Source organism: Mycoplasma sp. 'Moose RK', from assembly GCF_015708155.1.
In the GTDB taxonomy this organism is placed as follows: domain Bacteria; phylum Bacillota_I; class Bacilli_A; order Mycoplasmatales; family Metamycoplasmataceae; genus Mesomycoplasma.
This window is the reverse complement of sequence record NZ_JADDYD010000001.1, coordinates 535,308-550,566: the sequence shown is the minus strand read 5'-3', so window position 1 is coordinate 550,566 and position 15,259 is coordinate 535,308. Positions and strand designations below refer to the sequence as shown.

The window sequence follows — 15,259 nt, the reverse complement described above, 5'->3', positions numbered from 1 at the left end:
TTTTTTTGAAAATTTTTCCCTTTTTATTTAAACTTAGTGCGATAAAAAAAATCCCTGATTGCCATCACAACACCTTCTTGATTACAACTGCTAGTGTGGAATTTGGCAACTTTTTTAACACTGAAAGAACCATTTGCCATTGCATAGGAAAATCCAGCAACGTTGAGCATCGAAATGTCATTAGGACTATCGCCAATTGCCATTACTTCATCATGATTGAAACCAAAAAATGCGCTTACAAATTGCAGCCCATTGCCCTTGTTAGTCCCTTTCTTGCTAATTTCAATACTCAAATTTTTAATCAAAATACTTTCTAAATTAGGGTTTTCACCTAGTTTTTTTAGTGCCTTTTCAAGTTTGTGTTGTTCACCAATCAGCTCCATTTTAATGATGTTTTTTTGGTAAGAGTCAGTGAAAATTACTTCTTTTTCACCCTCAAGATGAGGGTAATCAAAAAAGCCGTTATTTTCTTTTTTGGCGTTAAAAGCAAAATAATGGCTCTGATTTCAAAAGTTGAGTTGCAAATCCAAATTTTTGGCAATTGCAAAAATTTGTTTTTGTGATTCAAAATCAATTTCACCGTTGACAAGTTGGTGACTATTAAGTTCAAGATCGCTAAATAAAGCGCCATTGGAAGTTAAAAGGTAGCGGATTTCTAGTGTTTTCGCTAGCTTTTTGATTCGTGAAGCCAGCGGATTTCCTGTGTTTAGAACAAGGATAAGTTTATCTTTGTTTTCTTTAATAAAACTAGCTGTTTCTTCGCTAATTTGAAAATTTGCACAATACAATGTGCCGTCAATATCACTAAATACTAATTTTTTACCATTCATTTGCTAAAATTATAAGGTTTAATTTTTAAAAAAAGAAAAAAATATTTAGTTTAGTAACATGAAATGGTCTAATTTTATTTTCACATAATTAATTCAGATTGATTTTATCGACCTTAAATACCAATCACAATTAATTTTTTAAATTTTTAGTAGAAAAAAAAAAAAAAAAGTATAATATACTCATACCTTGAATATTTGGATATTTAACAATGAAAGGAGTTAGAAATGGAAAGTACTGTAAAAGTTAATCAAACCTTACAGAAAAAAACAAACACTGTTGCAAGTGGCCAGAAAAGCCACTTGCAATTTTTAGTACGTGCTTTGATTGCTTTTTTAATTATTGGCTTGAGCATCGGAATTTTCTTTGATTCATCACGTTCCTTGTTAAATATTAATAACATTAGCCAGGAAACTGATGCGCCACCAATTCCGGGAGTCTCAAGTATTTCCTTATTTTTTAATCCAATTGAACCAGAAGTTCGTGAATTTTTGGCACCGAGAATGACAAGATCAGTTTTGCTTTTATTTTTTAGCATTGCTTTTTTGTGAAAGTCATTAAAACATTTTCGATTAGGCCAAGAACTGAAAAAAAACCTTGTAGCTGCAACTTTTTTTGCCCTTTTTGCAATTAACATTGTTGTTTATTTTGTTTGATTGACAACAAACTGAACTTATATTTTTATTCTTTCATTGCAAATTTTTCTGTTAATTATCTTTGATTATTTAATTTGACTTTGAATTGGCAAGAAGGATGACAAAATTAACTATAATTATAAAAAGTTGCTCCTTTTTAAGCATATGAGCTTGGGAGCAACTTTTTTACTTGCAGCCATTTTAACTGGTATTTTTGCTTCAATGGTTTTTTCTGAACAAGGTAAAGTAACTTACGAAAACCCGGTTGCTGACTGACTTCACACATTCATTACTGAAGTTGGAAAAGTGAAAAATTCCTTTATTTTAATCGGGATTTTGGTTTCAGGGCTTGTGATTTTTTTACTCGCATTTAGCCCACAAATCTACTTTTATCGACAAACTTGGTGGGGACTAAAGAAATTAGTTTCAAGTTTGTCAGTGTTAATTTTTGTTATTTTTGGGGTTTTGGCTTATCATGTTTATGTCAACATTTATGCCATGTTTGCCTTTGTTCAGTTTTTACCTTTTGGTGTTAATCTTGAACCAAATTATTTACCAATGTTCATTGGAATCGGGTCTCTTTTTGTTTTTGCACTTATTTATACTTTGATTAATTTTACTTCTTTGAAGCAAAAAATTAAGGATTATCGCGTTAGCTTATTCGCTTTCTTTTTGTTAATTTCTTTTGTTGCAAGTTTTGCAAGTTCCTATCAAAGTATAACTATTTACGAGCTTATTTGAATAAATTTAGCGCAAATTGTTTATTTCTTATTAATTTATGTTATTTTTGTTAGATCTAACCCTGAATTTGCTACTTGATTAAAGTTCTTAACAGCTATTTTCATTGCCTTGTATACAATTTTTAGTTTGATTTTCTTGGTAAATATTGAAGTTTACACTGCCGCTGTTTCTAAAATTAAAAAAGAAGATTACCAATCAGGTTTATCAAACAATTTTTACATTGATTATAGTTATTATTTTCATGGTACTTTGGCAATATTTTTGGCAATTTTCTGTTTTGCAAATTTATTTGTTGCAATTACCAAAAATGTTTTAATTTTAAAATTCAAAAAGCAAGCTGTGGTTATTGAAAATCCAGCAATTGAACTAGATTCGCCAACAAAACATATGAAAAAAAAGTTATAAGGAGCATAATATGAAATTTTTTACTTCACAAAAAAAGAATTCGGAAGCTGTCGCAATTGATAACAAGGCAGAATTCCGTGATTACTACGATCTCATTAATCAACCAAATTTTATTAGTTTTGATGCATTAATGAATCTTACTTTGCTTGTTTCTTCCCAAAAAGCAACTTCTTCAATGAAAAACAAGTATCAACAAAAAGTAATTGCCGCTTATAAAGCCACTTCTGAGCTAGTTTTCAAAAATTTTGTGATTTCCTGACAAAGATCTTCGCGATTTGGAACAAGAGGTTTAGTTCCCATTATTGCTCAAAAAGAGTCAACAAATGTTCTTGCAAATAATTTTTTTGCCGATAACACTGACTCTCGTTTTTCAGCAATCCTTGCTAATTTAAACACTTTGGCATGGGATTTTATCACAAAAAAGAACCGGCTTGTTGAAGTTGTCGAGGGTTGTATTGTTTTCAGCGATCCCCAAACACAAACACTTAAAGTAATTTTTAGTGAAGTTTCATTGGCTTCAAGTCTTGAAAACACAGAAAATCAAGAAGATCAAAAATAATTGTTGGTTTTGGAAAGTTTTAAATCATGAATATAAATGAAAAAAAGGAAAAACGCGCTAATTTTATCAAAATTTATGATTTGGTTTCATTAAATCGTAATATTTCTTTGATTCAAATTAATTTACTTTTGAAAACAATTCGTAATGTTTATGAATTTTTTCTAGTTGGTCAATATTTTCTTGAAAAATTCACACCACAACGTTCTTTAATGAGTAAAATGTCATTTGTAACCCAAAAAACCCTTGCAAAAGAAAGTTCTTGTTTATGAATTTACCCTTCTTCAAATGAAAAATACACACAAAACTTTTTTGACCAAATTGAAAAAAAAATCTTAGAAAATTTTTCTGAAAACGACTTTATTATTCCACTTGGTGCACGTGCAATTGCGTTTGCAAATTCGCGTAATTTACAAAGTCTTACAAGTTTTGAAAATTTGGATAATTCCTTTGAAAATTCACTGAAAATTTCCCAAATTATTGAATATGGTCTAAAAACTCGTCAATTTTCAAGTGTCAAAATGGCTGTTTATTCTACTAAAATTCCGAATTTCATCGCCACAATTTTCCCTTTAAACCAATTTGAATTTCGCATGGAAACAAACCAACAAGTTCTTGAAAAAATCAAGGAAAACTCCGAAAAAGTACGCTTTTTCCCAAGTTTTGATGAATTTTATCAGGCTCAACTTTCAACTTATTTTGCTTCCGCTGTTCAGGTTTTACTTCTTGAATCACAATTTATTGTTTACAAAAACAAGCTAATTCATGAAAATACACTTTTAAAAGAAATTGAAGAAAAAATTCACCGTTTGAAAACAACAATTCTCAAAATTGAACGTGAATTAGAAATCGAAGAGCTAAACTTGATTAAACCACGGCCAAAAGGAGTTTTCTAATGGTAGATAAGCTTTGGAATTTTCGCATTTTAACTCGCGAAAACAAAACTATTGAATTTAAATCATGTAAAGTTTTCATCAATATTGAACAGGAAAAATATTTTGCACCACTTGAACCTTTTTTGGTTTCAAATCTGGAATTTTCACTCATTAAAATTGAAATTTCTAGTGGAATTTTTTATTTTTTTGCCCATAATTCACTACTTTTTTCACTTGAAGATTCAGTTTCAATACGCCTTTTTGAAGAACTTGTTTTTTACAAAACTGACAAAAAAGAGTTTTATGTTCAAAGAAAATCTTTAAGACAGCAAAAAACAAGTTTGGTGCGCAAATTGCAGTTACAGGCCAACCTTGAAATTAGCGCCAACCTTGATTTGTACAAAAATTACCATTTAACTCACCAAATAAATGAACAAAATCGACTTAGAGAATTATTTTTTCTTGTGAAAACGGAGGTGCAATATGGTTAATAAAAAAAGAAAAAAGCTAAAAAAAGCCCTTATTTTCCTTCTTTTTTCACCAATCATTAGTCTTAGTCCACTTGCTTTTCTTTCATCAGGTATTCAATTAACACAGGAACAGCCTTCTGAAGGTAGTTCAAGTTCTTCTGATTCTTCAGGGTCAACTACAACTAGCCCAAGCAGTGAAAACGGAGGTTCTGAAGCTAGCAAACCTTCTTCAGAAGAACCTGGAAAATCAATTGCGCCAAAAAAGGCTGATCCAATCAACGATGATGATTTAAAAAAGAATAAAGACTGATGAAATGTGCAAAAATCTTACTTAATTGACAATTTTATCACCAAAGTAATTGACGATATAAAAATTAAATTAGCTGACATTGCCTCAAAAACTGGTGGAAATTTAGAAGAAAGATTGCAACAAAGTTTCTTTTGAATTCAGTTAAAATACTATTTTACTAAAAATCAACAAGCAATTAAGCAAGATCCAAAAAAATTTGGCCTCAATATTATTACTCCATATGCCTTTGCTAATAACTTGAAATTAAAACGTGGCGATGTTAGTTTTGAAAAAGAGTCTTATAAAGGTCTTGAATGAGGGTCAAATGATGATGATAATTATGAAAAAATTAGTGGTGTAAAAACTGAAAAAATAACTGAAGTTCCTAACACTTTGAAAGGCGCAGATTTCGAAAAGCGAATTAAAACCTACTTTCAGGGTCTAGAATCTGGTTATAAACAATATCTTTTTAAAGAAGATGAATTTCCTGTTTACAAGAAAAATTTTGATTTAAATTTGAACAGTGACAAAGTTGACAGTGATGAAAATCTTTTGCTTTTTTCAAAACCAAAAGGAGTTGAGGGTAAAAATATTAATTCCTGAGATGATTGAATCAAAAAATACTTTGAAAAACAATCACTTTTGCTTGATTTTTCTCTAAATCAACTTCCAAATCCGAGTTCTTCGCAGTCAGCCCAAGAACAAATTAATCTTGCAATTAAGAAAATAACCAACCAAAACCCGCCTGATGTTGCTCAAAAACCGGAATTTGAAGTGCGGATTGCACCTGACTTGCCACCAATTGTTGCTCCTGAATATGCCTTGTTGTCAAACCAAAATGTTGTTGATTTATTTAATGCATCAACAACTTCTGCTGAAGAAAAACAGAAAATTTTCTTCTTTTTAAACCCACTTAACTCACGTTTTAAATACAATATTCAGTCAGTTTCAATTGGTGATGGCGGGAAAATCAAAGCCACTGTGAAAATTACTGACTTTGTTAACAAAGTCCGCGAATCAACTGATAAAACCAAGTTTGAAAAAGTTTATGAAACTGATTATTACACTGATTTTCCAAATGATGCAACCCCTGAACAAAAACAAGCAATTACTGCAAATTTATACCACTCGAATTTAGGTGTAACTGCTGTAATTGATGAGTTTTTTGCCACTATTAATGTCAAAGATCAGTTCACTTTTGACCAAATTCGTTATTATTCTTCAGGTTCACAAGCAACTATTTACAACTTTTTTTACCTAATTACAAAGGTTTTTTATAATCAAGATTTCCTTGATGCTCAAAAAAAATTAGCTGCTGATTATGTTGGTTCTTCATTTTCAACAGTATTTTCGGCTTCACAATTTCAGTTTTTAGCATACCTTAAAAAATCAGAAATTGATAATAACAAAGCTTGAGCACATTATTATTTAATTTATTTTCTAAACCTAATTGTACTTCAGGATCTTTTTGTTCCTCGCGGTGACAAAGAAGAGCAGGCAAAAAAACAAAAACTTATTGATGAAAATCTTCAAAAATTAAACATAACTCGCGAAGATATTAATCGTTTTTTTGCCCAAGCTCACCAAAAAGTTGCTTTATTTCATAATGAATCTTACAAATTGTCCTCAAATTTAGTAACCTCATTTTTGGCAATGACAAAGTTAGGTCGAAAAATTAATCAATTGAACCAAATTCTAGGTCAAGTTGTTTATTTTGGTCAGGAAGACAAGAATAAACAACCTAATTCTGGATCTGATGAAGATCCAAAGAAAAAAATTGATCCAGTACAAAATTTTGCTGATTTAATTCAGGAATACAATTCACAAAATGCCAGTGAGTGAATGAGTGATAACTTGGGTTATTTTGCCGTTGGTGTAGTTACTTTTCTTTTAGTTAGCACGGCGATTGTGACTAGACTTGTGGTCTATAAAAGAAAAGCACAAATAAATTCAATAGAAGGAGAAAAATAATGGCACTAAAAATTGCATCAGTTTTAGATTATGTTATTCTTGTAAAAGGAGAATATAATTGGAAAGAACAACAGTTTTTTCAAATCAAAAACAAACCACAAATTAAAGCTGTCGTGATTCAAGCATCATACCAACAAGCTTATTTACTTTTTAACAATCAAAAAGGAAAAGTGGAAATCAATGATGAACTTGTTGAAATTCCTGATTTTGATAAAGTAGCTACTTCAATGAGTTTTTTTGGTAAAATCATTGACTTGGCAGGGAATATTATTGAACCATCTTCAAGTCCAGCAACTAATTTTTTACCTCAGCGCCACAGCGCTTTTGCAACTGCTGCTGGTGTTTTACAACGTGAATTGCTTGATCGCCAAATTTATACTGGAATTTTAGCAATCGATCTTTTCAACCCCGTTGGATTTGGTCAACGTGAATTAATTGTTGGGGATCGCCAAACAGGAAAAACACATATTGGAATTAATGCTATTATTAATCAAAAAGATTCGCCAACAACAAAATGTATTTATGTTTCAATTGGTCAAAAAAGACAAAATTTAGTTGCACTTTACCATGATCTTGTTAAAAATAATGCCATGGCGAACACAATTGTGATTCATGCACCTTCAACAAGTCCTTTTGACCAGTATTTAGTGCCTTATTTTGCGATGGCACATGCTGAAAATTTAAGTTATAATTACGACGTTCTTGTTGTTTTTGATGATCTTTCCAAACACGCAAGTGTTTGACGTGAAGTTGCCCTTTTAACAAATCAACCAATTGGGAAAGAGGCCTTTCCAGCTGATATTTTCTTTGCTCACTCAAAGCTACTTGAAAGATCAGGTAAATTTATTGGTCGTAAATCAATTACTGCACTTCCAATTTTACAAACAGTTGACAACGACATCACTTCACTTGTATCATCGAACGTGATTTCGATTACTGATGGGCAAATTATTACTTCTTCAGCGCTTTTTGCTGAAGGAAAAATCCCGGCAATTAACATCGGGCTTTCAGTTTCCCGTACTGGATCCTCGATCCAAGCAAAAAATATTCGTGCAATTTCCAAGGAAATTTCCTCACTTTACTATAATTATCAAAAACAAATTAAGTTGGCAAAATTAGATTATGATCTTAACAAGGAAACTTCTGATTTACTCTTTAAAGGTCAACAAGTTGAGCAATTTTTAGTACAAAAGGGTTATTCTTATTATTCACCAAAAAGTGTTTTGATGGGAATTAAAATTATTTCCTGAGGACTTTTAAAAGATGTTGCTGACCCTACCAAAGTTGTTCATTTTGTGCAAGCTTTAGTTGAAAACGATCCTTTTGCAAAACAAATTTTTCAAAAATATACAAGTAATGAGTTTGTTGATGATGAACTTGCAGCTTCTTATTTTGCCACTGTTGTTAATCAGTTTTTGGCAAAATCAACAACAACTGAATTGGATGTTCCACTTGTTTTTCCAAAAATGGAAGAAGCTTTTTTAAATGAAATTATTAAAAAAGCAAAAAATCTTGGAGGTAGATAAAAATGATTGGTGTTGTTTCCCAAATTTGAACTAATGTTGCGGAGATCAAGTTTTCTACTGATCTTGAAAAAATTCAGCTTGAGCAAGCTTTGTTAATGCATGAAAAAACAACGGTTTTAGTGATCAAAAAAATTCTTGATGCAAACACAGTACGTGCAATTGTGATTGCAAAATCACAACCAATTGCTGTTGGACATCAAGTTTTCAATACATTGAATTTTTTGCAGGTGCCGGTTGGACCATCAGCCAAAAATCAAGTTTTCAACATTTTGGCTACATCACAAAACACTTCATCATATCGGCCAAAAACAATTCCAATTAATTCAACAATTAATGTCACAAAGGAAAATTTTTCGGTTCGCCACAAATTGCTTGAAACTGGAATCAAAGCGCTTGACTTTTTTGTGCCAATTTTTGAAGGTTATAAAATCGGAATTTTTGGTGGAGCTGGAGTTGGAAAGACCGTTTTAATGAAGGAAATTATTTTTAATGTTTCCAAACAAAGACAAAAAGTTTCTTCAATATTTGTTGGTTCTGGTGAGCGTTCCCGTGAAGGTCTTGAACTCTTTTTGGAACTAAAAGAGTCAAATTTAATGGAAAAATCAACAATGTTTGTTGCCCAAATGAACGAAACTCCTGGTGCAAGATCAATGATTGTGCCAATGGGTGTTACAGCTGCAGAATATGCGCGTGATTATGAAAAGGAAGATGTTTTATTGTTTATTGATAATATTTACCGATTTATTCAAGCAACTAATGAGGTTTCTTCTGCTCTTGAAAAGAATGTTTCCATTGGTGGTTACCATGCAACAATGGATTCGGATGTTTCCTTTATTGAAGATCGTCTTTACAAAAATGAAAATGGTTCGATTACATCTTTCCAAACTGTTTTTCTACCAATGGATGACTTATCTGATCCAGCGGCGATTTCGCTTTTTACTCACCTTGATTCATCATTTGTGCTTTCACGTGACAAAATGTCAAGAAATATTTTTCCTGCCTTTGATCCACTAGTTTCAACCTCAAACTCCGTCTCTGTAAATGTTATTGGTGAAAGACATTTTAATGCAATTATTGCTGCCAAATCAATTATGAAAAAATACAAGGATTTAGAAGATGTGATTCTGATTCTTGGTTTTGATGAACTTGATGCTGAAAGTAAAGTGATTGTGCGAAAAGCACTCCAATTGGAGAACTTTTTCACCCAAAACTTCTTCATGGCGGCTTCATTTACAAAGGAACCGGGAGTTTACGTTCCACTTGAAAAAACAATTGATTCAGTAATTAGAATTATCGATGGCGAATTTTTAGATATTTCACCTTCTGAATTTGCCTTTATTGGTTCAGTTGACGATCTTGCTAATAAAAAAGAAGTTTAAAATTTAAGAAAAATACAATAAAAAGTTTGTATTTTGTATATAAAAAGCACAGAAGTAATTCTTACTTCTGTGCTTTTTATAATGGTTTTGGTAAATTTGCCAAATTTATCTAATTTTGTTAAGTAAAATTATTGCTTCTCCCTTGAAAACAATAGGAATTTCTTTTTGATTTTTAATGATAATTGCATCATATTTTTGAAATTTTTCATTGTTAATTTCTCCAGCGCCTTCAACAATAACTGCTTCAAACCAAAAAGTTTCTTTGTCAAATTGCAATGTAAATGTATTTTTTAGTTCAATTTTGCTGAGATTAAAATATTTATTTTGCACTAATTTTTCTTGATTTTTAACAATAATTGCTTTGGTATTCAGATTGATTGTTTGCCTTGCTTTATCAAGATGAAGTTCACGCAAATCACCATTTTGATCGCGGCGATTATAATCAAAAACACGGTAGGTAATATCACTTGCTTGCTGTAATTCATAGACAGTTGTTTCTTGGGGAATTGCATGAATTAATCCTGCGGGAATATAACAAAAATCACCTTTTTGCAAATTCTTGTACACAAGAATTTGCTTTCATTTTTCAAGATCTTGTTCTTGCAAATTATGGAAAAATGATTCTATTGTAAGCGCTTTTGCGCCAATCACAAAAGGATTTTTTGCACTCAAAACAAATCAGCATTCATCTTTCCCTTTAGAATTAAATTGACGCGCAAAATCATCGTTTGGATGAACTTGAATGCTAAGATCAGCTTTGGCACTGATAATTTTGTGTAGATTTGGATATTCTTTTGCTGGATAAAAGTTGAAAAAGTCAGGATTTTCTTGATAAAATTGATCAAGTGGAAGTTCAAGAACAAAAGACTGTTTACCCCTTAAGGCGCTAATAAGTCAAGCTTCACCAACATTTTTGTTGGTCTGAAAATAATTTTTAAGTTCATTACTAGCCCAAATTGTTTCGGAAAAATAGGGCTTTAAGAAGTAGAAAAGCTTATTCATTAGTTTTTTGTTTCATAAGGCGGTTGCTATTGTAAATTAAACCAGCAAAAATTGTTAATAAAAGCATACTAACAAGGCAAACAATTCCATAAACAAAGGTAGAAATAGTCTCAAAATTTGTGCTTTTTTGAATAAATTGCTTGTAATTAGGAGTTCCAAGAACAACTAAAACAACACCTGTAATTAGTAAAATTACTATTATTGTTAGTAAAATAAAAAAACCAAGTTTATCTTTTTTTAATTGCATATTTTACCTTCTTTGTAAAAGATGAAAAAATTTTCCTATCCTTGCTTAAGCCATAAATTAGCATTGTTACAATTGAGCCAACAATTACAGCTAAAAAGAAAAAGGCAATTCCCAGACCTGTTCCATGAATATTTGAACCAATTGCGCCTAAAAGTGCAACAATTGGTCCACCATGTCCGGCTTGATTTGTAACAGAAAGCCCACCAGCAATCGCCCCGGCAACAGCCGAACCAACAACATTGGCAAAAATTACTCTTTTTGGATCAGCAACTGCAAAAGGGATTGCTCCCTCAGAAATACCAATGAATCCCATAATAATTGCAGAGGCTCCCAATGATTTTTGTTCACTGTTAAATTTTTTTCGAAAAATTATAGTTGCCAGCCCCATTCCTAATGGTGCAACCGGAATTGCAGCCGCTGCAATTCCCATTGGTTCAAAAACCTGAGCTGAGACAAGGGCAGTTGAAGTCAAAAAAGCAACTTTGTTGATTGGCCCACCCATGTCAAATCCAATCATCGCGCCTAAAAGCGCGCCAATAACAACTGCCAATCCGATTCCAATGCCATTTTTGTTCAAGAAAAGTGATTTAAGGCTACTAATAAATTTATCATTAACCCAACCAATTGGTGCACCAATAAGGAAAATTACGATGATTGCGTAAAAAAGTGTGACACCAATTGGGATAATAAACATTGGAATTATTGAACTAATTGGCTTTTGAATTTTTAGGTTGGCAAGGTATTTGACAGTATAACCAATTAAAAAACCAAAGAGAATTGAACCAATAAACCCCATTGGTGTTTGCGCGTTAATGCCGCCGATGTTGTAAAAAAGTTGTGAATTATTTGCAATTGTGGAAACAACAAAACCAGGCATAATTGCCGCTCTACCAGCAATTGAAAAAGCAATAAAACCGCCCAAAATTCCAATCATTGCATTAAAGGAAACAATACCAATTTGTAGCATTCACCAAAGAAAATCGCCGCGAGGAGCTTCAGCATTATTTCCATAAATTGCTTTTCCAATTCCAAGCGACAAGGCAATCATGATTCCACCAAAGATAACGTAAGGGATCATGTAAGAAATCCCGGTAATTATGTGTCTAAAAAAGCTAGTTTCATCCTTTTTTTGATCCGTTTTCTGGCCATTATACTTGTAAATTGTTGCATTTTTTGCTTTACTAACAACATTTTCAGTATTGTGAATTGCTTCTTTTGTTGAAGTGAAAAACACCTTTTTACCATCAAAAGCACTTGAGTCAACTTGAATATCAGTAGCAACAATTACAAATTCAGCTTTATTAATTTGCTCTTGTGTCAAAACATTTTTTGGGCCAACTGAACCACGAGTTTCAATAAATGGTTTATAACCTTTTTCAATCAAAATTTGTTCTAATTTTTCTGCAGCCAAATAAGTGTGAGCAATTCCAACAGGACAGGAAGTGACTCCAACAATAATTTTATCACTTTTTATTTCCTTTTTTTCCATATTTATGGAAACAAATTCATTAATGATCGAAAAAGTTTGATCAAGATCGCCCTCTTTGATTTGTTCAATAAGGCTTTTATCTAAAAGAATTTTTGAAATTCTTGTTAGCATTTCAATTTGTTCAATATCACTATTGTTTTTTGGCAATAAAATTACAAAAAAGTATTTTGCCAAACTCTTATCAAAACTGCTTCAGTCAATGCCGTTTTGTGTGCTAATAAAAAATAAACTTGGTTTTAGAACAGTGTCACTTTGCGTGTGTGGAATTGCAAATTCGTCTTCCAAGCCAGTACTAACTTGTTTTTCACGCTCATTTAAGTCACTAATTAACATTTTTTCATCAATAATTAGCGCTAATTTTTTGGCTTGAGTAGCAATAAAATTGAAAACTTCATTTTGGGAGTTCAAATTTTGCTTTAGAAAAACATTTTCCTTTGTAAAAAACTTCATTTTCCTCCTTAATAATATAATTTATTATTTATAATTATATTATTAAAAAGTAAAAACATTAAAAATTATGCTTGAAAAAAATTTGTTTTAAAAAATTAATTATTTGGTTTTTTATACTAATTTATTTTTTAAACTTGTTTTTTTTTTTTTTTTGGGTTATAATTAATTTTTATAGAAAGGATTGAACTATGAAAATTAATTCCACTACCTTTTCGTCTTCATCTTGAAAAAAAATACTTAAACTCTCTATGTTTGGATTAGTTCCTGTTATTACGTTTACAACTGCTGTTTCCTGTATAGTAAATGAGGGCAAGCAGAATGAAGGTAAACAACAGGTTCTTTCAAAAGTTAAATATTTGGCAATTGGTGACTCAGTTACATCAGGGTTTAATCAAGAAACATATCGAGATTTCCAAGGTAAATTAGATTCAAAAGGAGTTCTAACAGGCCTTTCTTATCCTGCATTTTTTGCGCATTATTTGCAAAAGATCAAAAAAGATGCACTTGTAAGTTATAATAATTTAGCTTTTTCAGGGTCCACAACTAAAAATTGACTACACTTATTAGACCCAGTAAAATATCCAGGTAATAAAGTTGTTGAGAATCCCTTTGTCCAAAAAATAGATTCTAATGAAAAATTCAATGAGTTAACATCTGTTTTTGGGAATTTTGATAAGCAGACCTATCCTGATTTGATAAAAAAAGTCAAAGAAGCAAATTTTTTGACAATGAGTGTTGGTGCTAATGATATTTTTTCCTTTGCAACTAAAATTGGTCAATTTTTAACTCCTGATGAGCAACTTTCAAAAAAAATCAATGATATTATTGCCAAAAATGAAAAGGAAAATCCGAAAGCAGGAAGTGATTCTAGTTCGGGCGCTGGATTTGTTGATCCAAATGCAAGTCTTGAAGAAAAACTTAAGAAGTTGCAAGAAAAACTTCTTGGTGAATCTAAACAAAAAGATGACAAACAACAGAAAATTAGGGCTGAATTAGGGAAAATTTTAACCAAAGATATTGAAGAAATTTTTAATACCCTAAAAATTGATCTTGATAATTTGATAAAAGAATTAAAAAAATTAAATCCTAATCTTATTATTAACTTAATTGGTTACAAGTTGCCAAATTCAGATTTGGTTAAAATTTTAAGACACCTTTTAGCAAATGAATTTATTCTAGATGTTAAATTCTTAGACAAAACAATTGAAAAATTAAATTCATTAATTCGTGATGTTTCTGTTTCTAATAATGTAAATTATGTTGATGTATATGACAAAACTCTTTGAAATGATAATGATCAAAAATACAACGCAACCAATTTTGATTTACATCCTCAAATTGAAGGTCATAAAAAAATAGCTCAAGAATTATTGTTGAAATTATCTATTAATCAATCAGATAGTAACAAAAATGATGATAATTTGAAGCAAAACATCCAATTTGATGATATAGTTGATAAAAAATTCACCTATTCACAAGCAATTGATTTATCAGCTATTGCAAAATCCAATGATGAATTAATTAAAAAAATCAATGAAAACATTCAGGCTTCTGATTTTATAACAGAGCAACAAAAAATCCTAGGAAATGACAAATTTTCATTTAAAGATTCATTTTTGGCTGTTTTAGATCAAAAAGTTATTGGAAATTTGGATTTTAAAACTTTGATTAAAAATTCCGGTGCTGATTTTGCTGGTCAGCTTGCAAGTAATCTTCCAAAAGATGTATCAGATTATACAATCACTAAAGCTTTGAGAAAAATTGACGAACTATCCAAACCATATTTATTGGATCCAAATACTAATTTGTTAGATCATTTAGTTCAAAAAATACATGAGTTTCTGAAAAACAAATTGAAAGAAAATAAAACTTCAGAAATTACAGTTAATAAATTAATTTCTGATTTAATTAGCAACATAATTTCTAATCTTAATCTTTCAAAAGTATTTGAAGATCTTGTTAAAAAATCGAGCTCTTCTTCTTAATTTTAAAAAATATTCTAAAAATAAAAGAATGACAGAATTAGAATTTAAATTAGTGTAAAAACCCAGATTAATTAGTATTTTAGACACATCAATAAAGTGTGTCAGAATTAAACAGTGTAAATTTACAAACAGAAAATTAAATACATCAAAATTACTGAATCTCAAGGGTCAAAAACAGCAATTTTGCATTTTGCGTAAGAATTTATAGAAATTTAAAAAGCAAATCAAATAGCAAAATTGCACACAAAAAATTAATTTTCATGTTTATGGAAATAATTTAATACGAAATTGGTAACAAAAGCTTTTCAATAATGCTATGAAAATTCTAATGAGCGCTTGCCGAAAAAGCGAATCTTCTCGCAGACTAAGAAAGAAATACACAATTAGCGATCTTTCTAAAAATAATCGTGG

The 15,259-nt window shown here is 30.8% G+C and carries 12 protein-coding genes; 8 read left to right on the top strand and 4 right to left on the bottom strand.

All coding sequences use genetic code 4. From position 1 onward, the window contains the following. Window positions 1-23: 23 nt before the first annotated feature. Window positions 24-830 carry a Cof-type HAD-IIB family hydrolase gene (locus IM807_RS02025; protein WP_196362893.1) on the bottom strand — a complete coding sequence of 269 codons (807 nt, stop codon included), beginning with the start codon at window positions 828-830 and terminating at the stop codon, window positions 24-26. 225 nt (window positions 831-1,055) lie between these two features. Between IM807_RS02025 and IM807_RS02020 the strand changes: the two genes are divergently transcribed. The 7 genes from IM807_RS02020 to IM807_RS01990 are packed head-to-tail and all read left to right on the top strand — an operon-like array spanning window position 1,056 to window position 9,675. Continuing rightward, complete coding sequence (locus IM807_RS02020) at window positions 1,056-2,609, top strand: MSC_0624 family F1-like ATPase-associated membrane protein (protein ID WP_196362892.1); 1,554 nt, start codon at window positions 1,056-1,058, stop codon at window positions 2,607-2,609. A 10-nt stretch (window positions 2,610-2,619) separates the two neighbouring features. Continuing rightward, window positions 2,620-3,168: an MSC_0623 family F1-like ATPase-associated protein gene (locus IM807_RS02015; RefSeq protein ID WP_196362891.1), complete on the top strand. Its 549-nt coding sequence runs from the start codon at window positions 2,620-2,622 to the stop codon at window positions 3,166-3,168. A gap of 26 nt (window positions 3,169-3,194) precedes the next feature. After that, complete coding sequence (locus IM807_RS02010) at window positions 3,195-4,061, top strand: MSC_0622 family F1-like ATPase gamma subunit (RefSeq protein WP_196362890.1); 867 nt, start codon at window positions 3,195-3,197, stop codon at window positions 4,059-4,061. Then, entirely contained in the window at window positions 4,061-4,531 is a 471-nt protein-coding gene (locus IM807_RS02005; RefSeq protein WP_196362889.1) for an MSC_0621 family F1-like ATPase epsilon subunit, read from the top strand. Before IM807_RS02010 ends, IM807_RS02005 begins: the two co-directional genes overlap by 1 nt. After that, entirely contained in the window at window positions 4,524-6,770 is a 2,247-nt protein-coding gene (locus IM807_RS02000; RefSeq protein WP_196362888.1) for an MSC_0620 family F1-like ATPase-associated subunit, read from the top strand. The genes IM807_RS02005 and IM807_RS02000 overlap by 8 nt, the downstream gene beginning before the upstream one ends. Beyond that, complete coding sequence (locus tag IM807_RS01995) at window positions 6,770-8,296, top strand: MSC_0619 family F1-like ATPase alpha subunit (protein WP_196362887.1); 1,527 nt, start codon at window positions 6,770-6,772, stop codon at window positions 8,294-8,296. The genes IM807_RS02000 and IM807_RS01995 overlap by 1 nt, the downstream gene beginning before the upstream one ends. A gap of 2 nt (window positions 8,297-8,298) precedes the next feature. Further along, complete coding sequence (locus IM807_RS01990) at window positions 8,299-9,675, top strand: MSC_0618 family F1-like ATPase beta subunit (protein ID WP_196362886.1); 1,377 nt, start codon at window positions 8,299-8,301, stop codon at window positions 9,673-9,675. 105 nt (window positions 9,676-9,780) lie between these two features. Here IM807_RS01990 and IM807_RS01985 read toward each other — a convergent pair whose 3' ends face one another. The 3 genes from IM807_RS01985 to IM807_RS01975 are packed head-to-tail and all read right to left on the bottom strand — an operon-like array spanning window position 9,781 to window position 12,863. After that, on the bottom strand, window positions 9,781-10,677 hold the full coding sequence (locus tag IM807_RS01985) for a type I phosphomannose isomerase catalytic subunit (protein ID WP_196362885.1): 897 nt from the start codon (window positions 10,675-10,677) through the stop codon (window positions 9,781-9,783). After that, window positions 10,670-10,924: a hypothetical protein gene (locus IM807_RS01980; protein ID WP_196362884.1), complete on the bottom strand. Its 255-nt coding sequence runs from the start codon at window positions 10,922-10,924 to the stop codon at window positions 10,670-10,672. The genes IM807_RS01985 and IM807_RS01980 overlap by 8 nt, the downstream gene beginning before the upstream one ends. After that, a complete protein-coding gene (locus IM807_RS01975; protein WP_196362883.1) occupies window positions 10,905-12,863 on the bottom strand; it encodes a fructose-specific PTS transporter subunit EIIC in 1,959 nt (652 codons plus the stop codon). The genes IM807_RS01980 and IM807_RS01975 overlap by 20 nt, the downstream gene beginning before the upstream one ends. Before the next feature lie 188 nt (window positions 12,864-13,051). Here IM807_RS01975 and IM807_RS01970 point away from each other — a divergent pair, with 188 nt between their 5' ends. Next, entirely contained in the window at window positions 13,052-14,848 is a 1,797-nt protein-coding gene (locus IM807_RS01970) for an SGNH/GDSL hydrolase family protein (protein WP_196362882.1), read from the top strand. Window positions 14,849-15,259 lie beyond the last annotated feature (411 nt).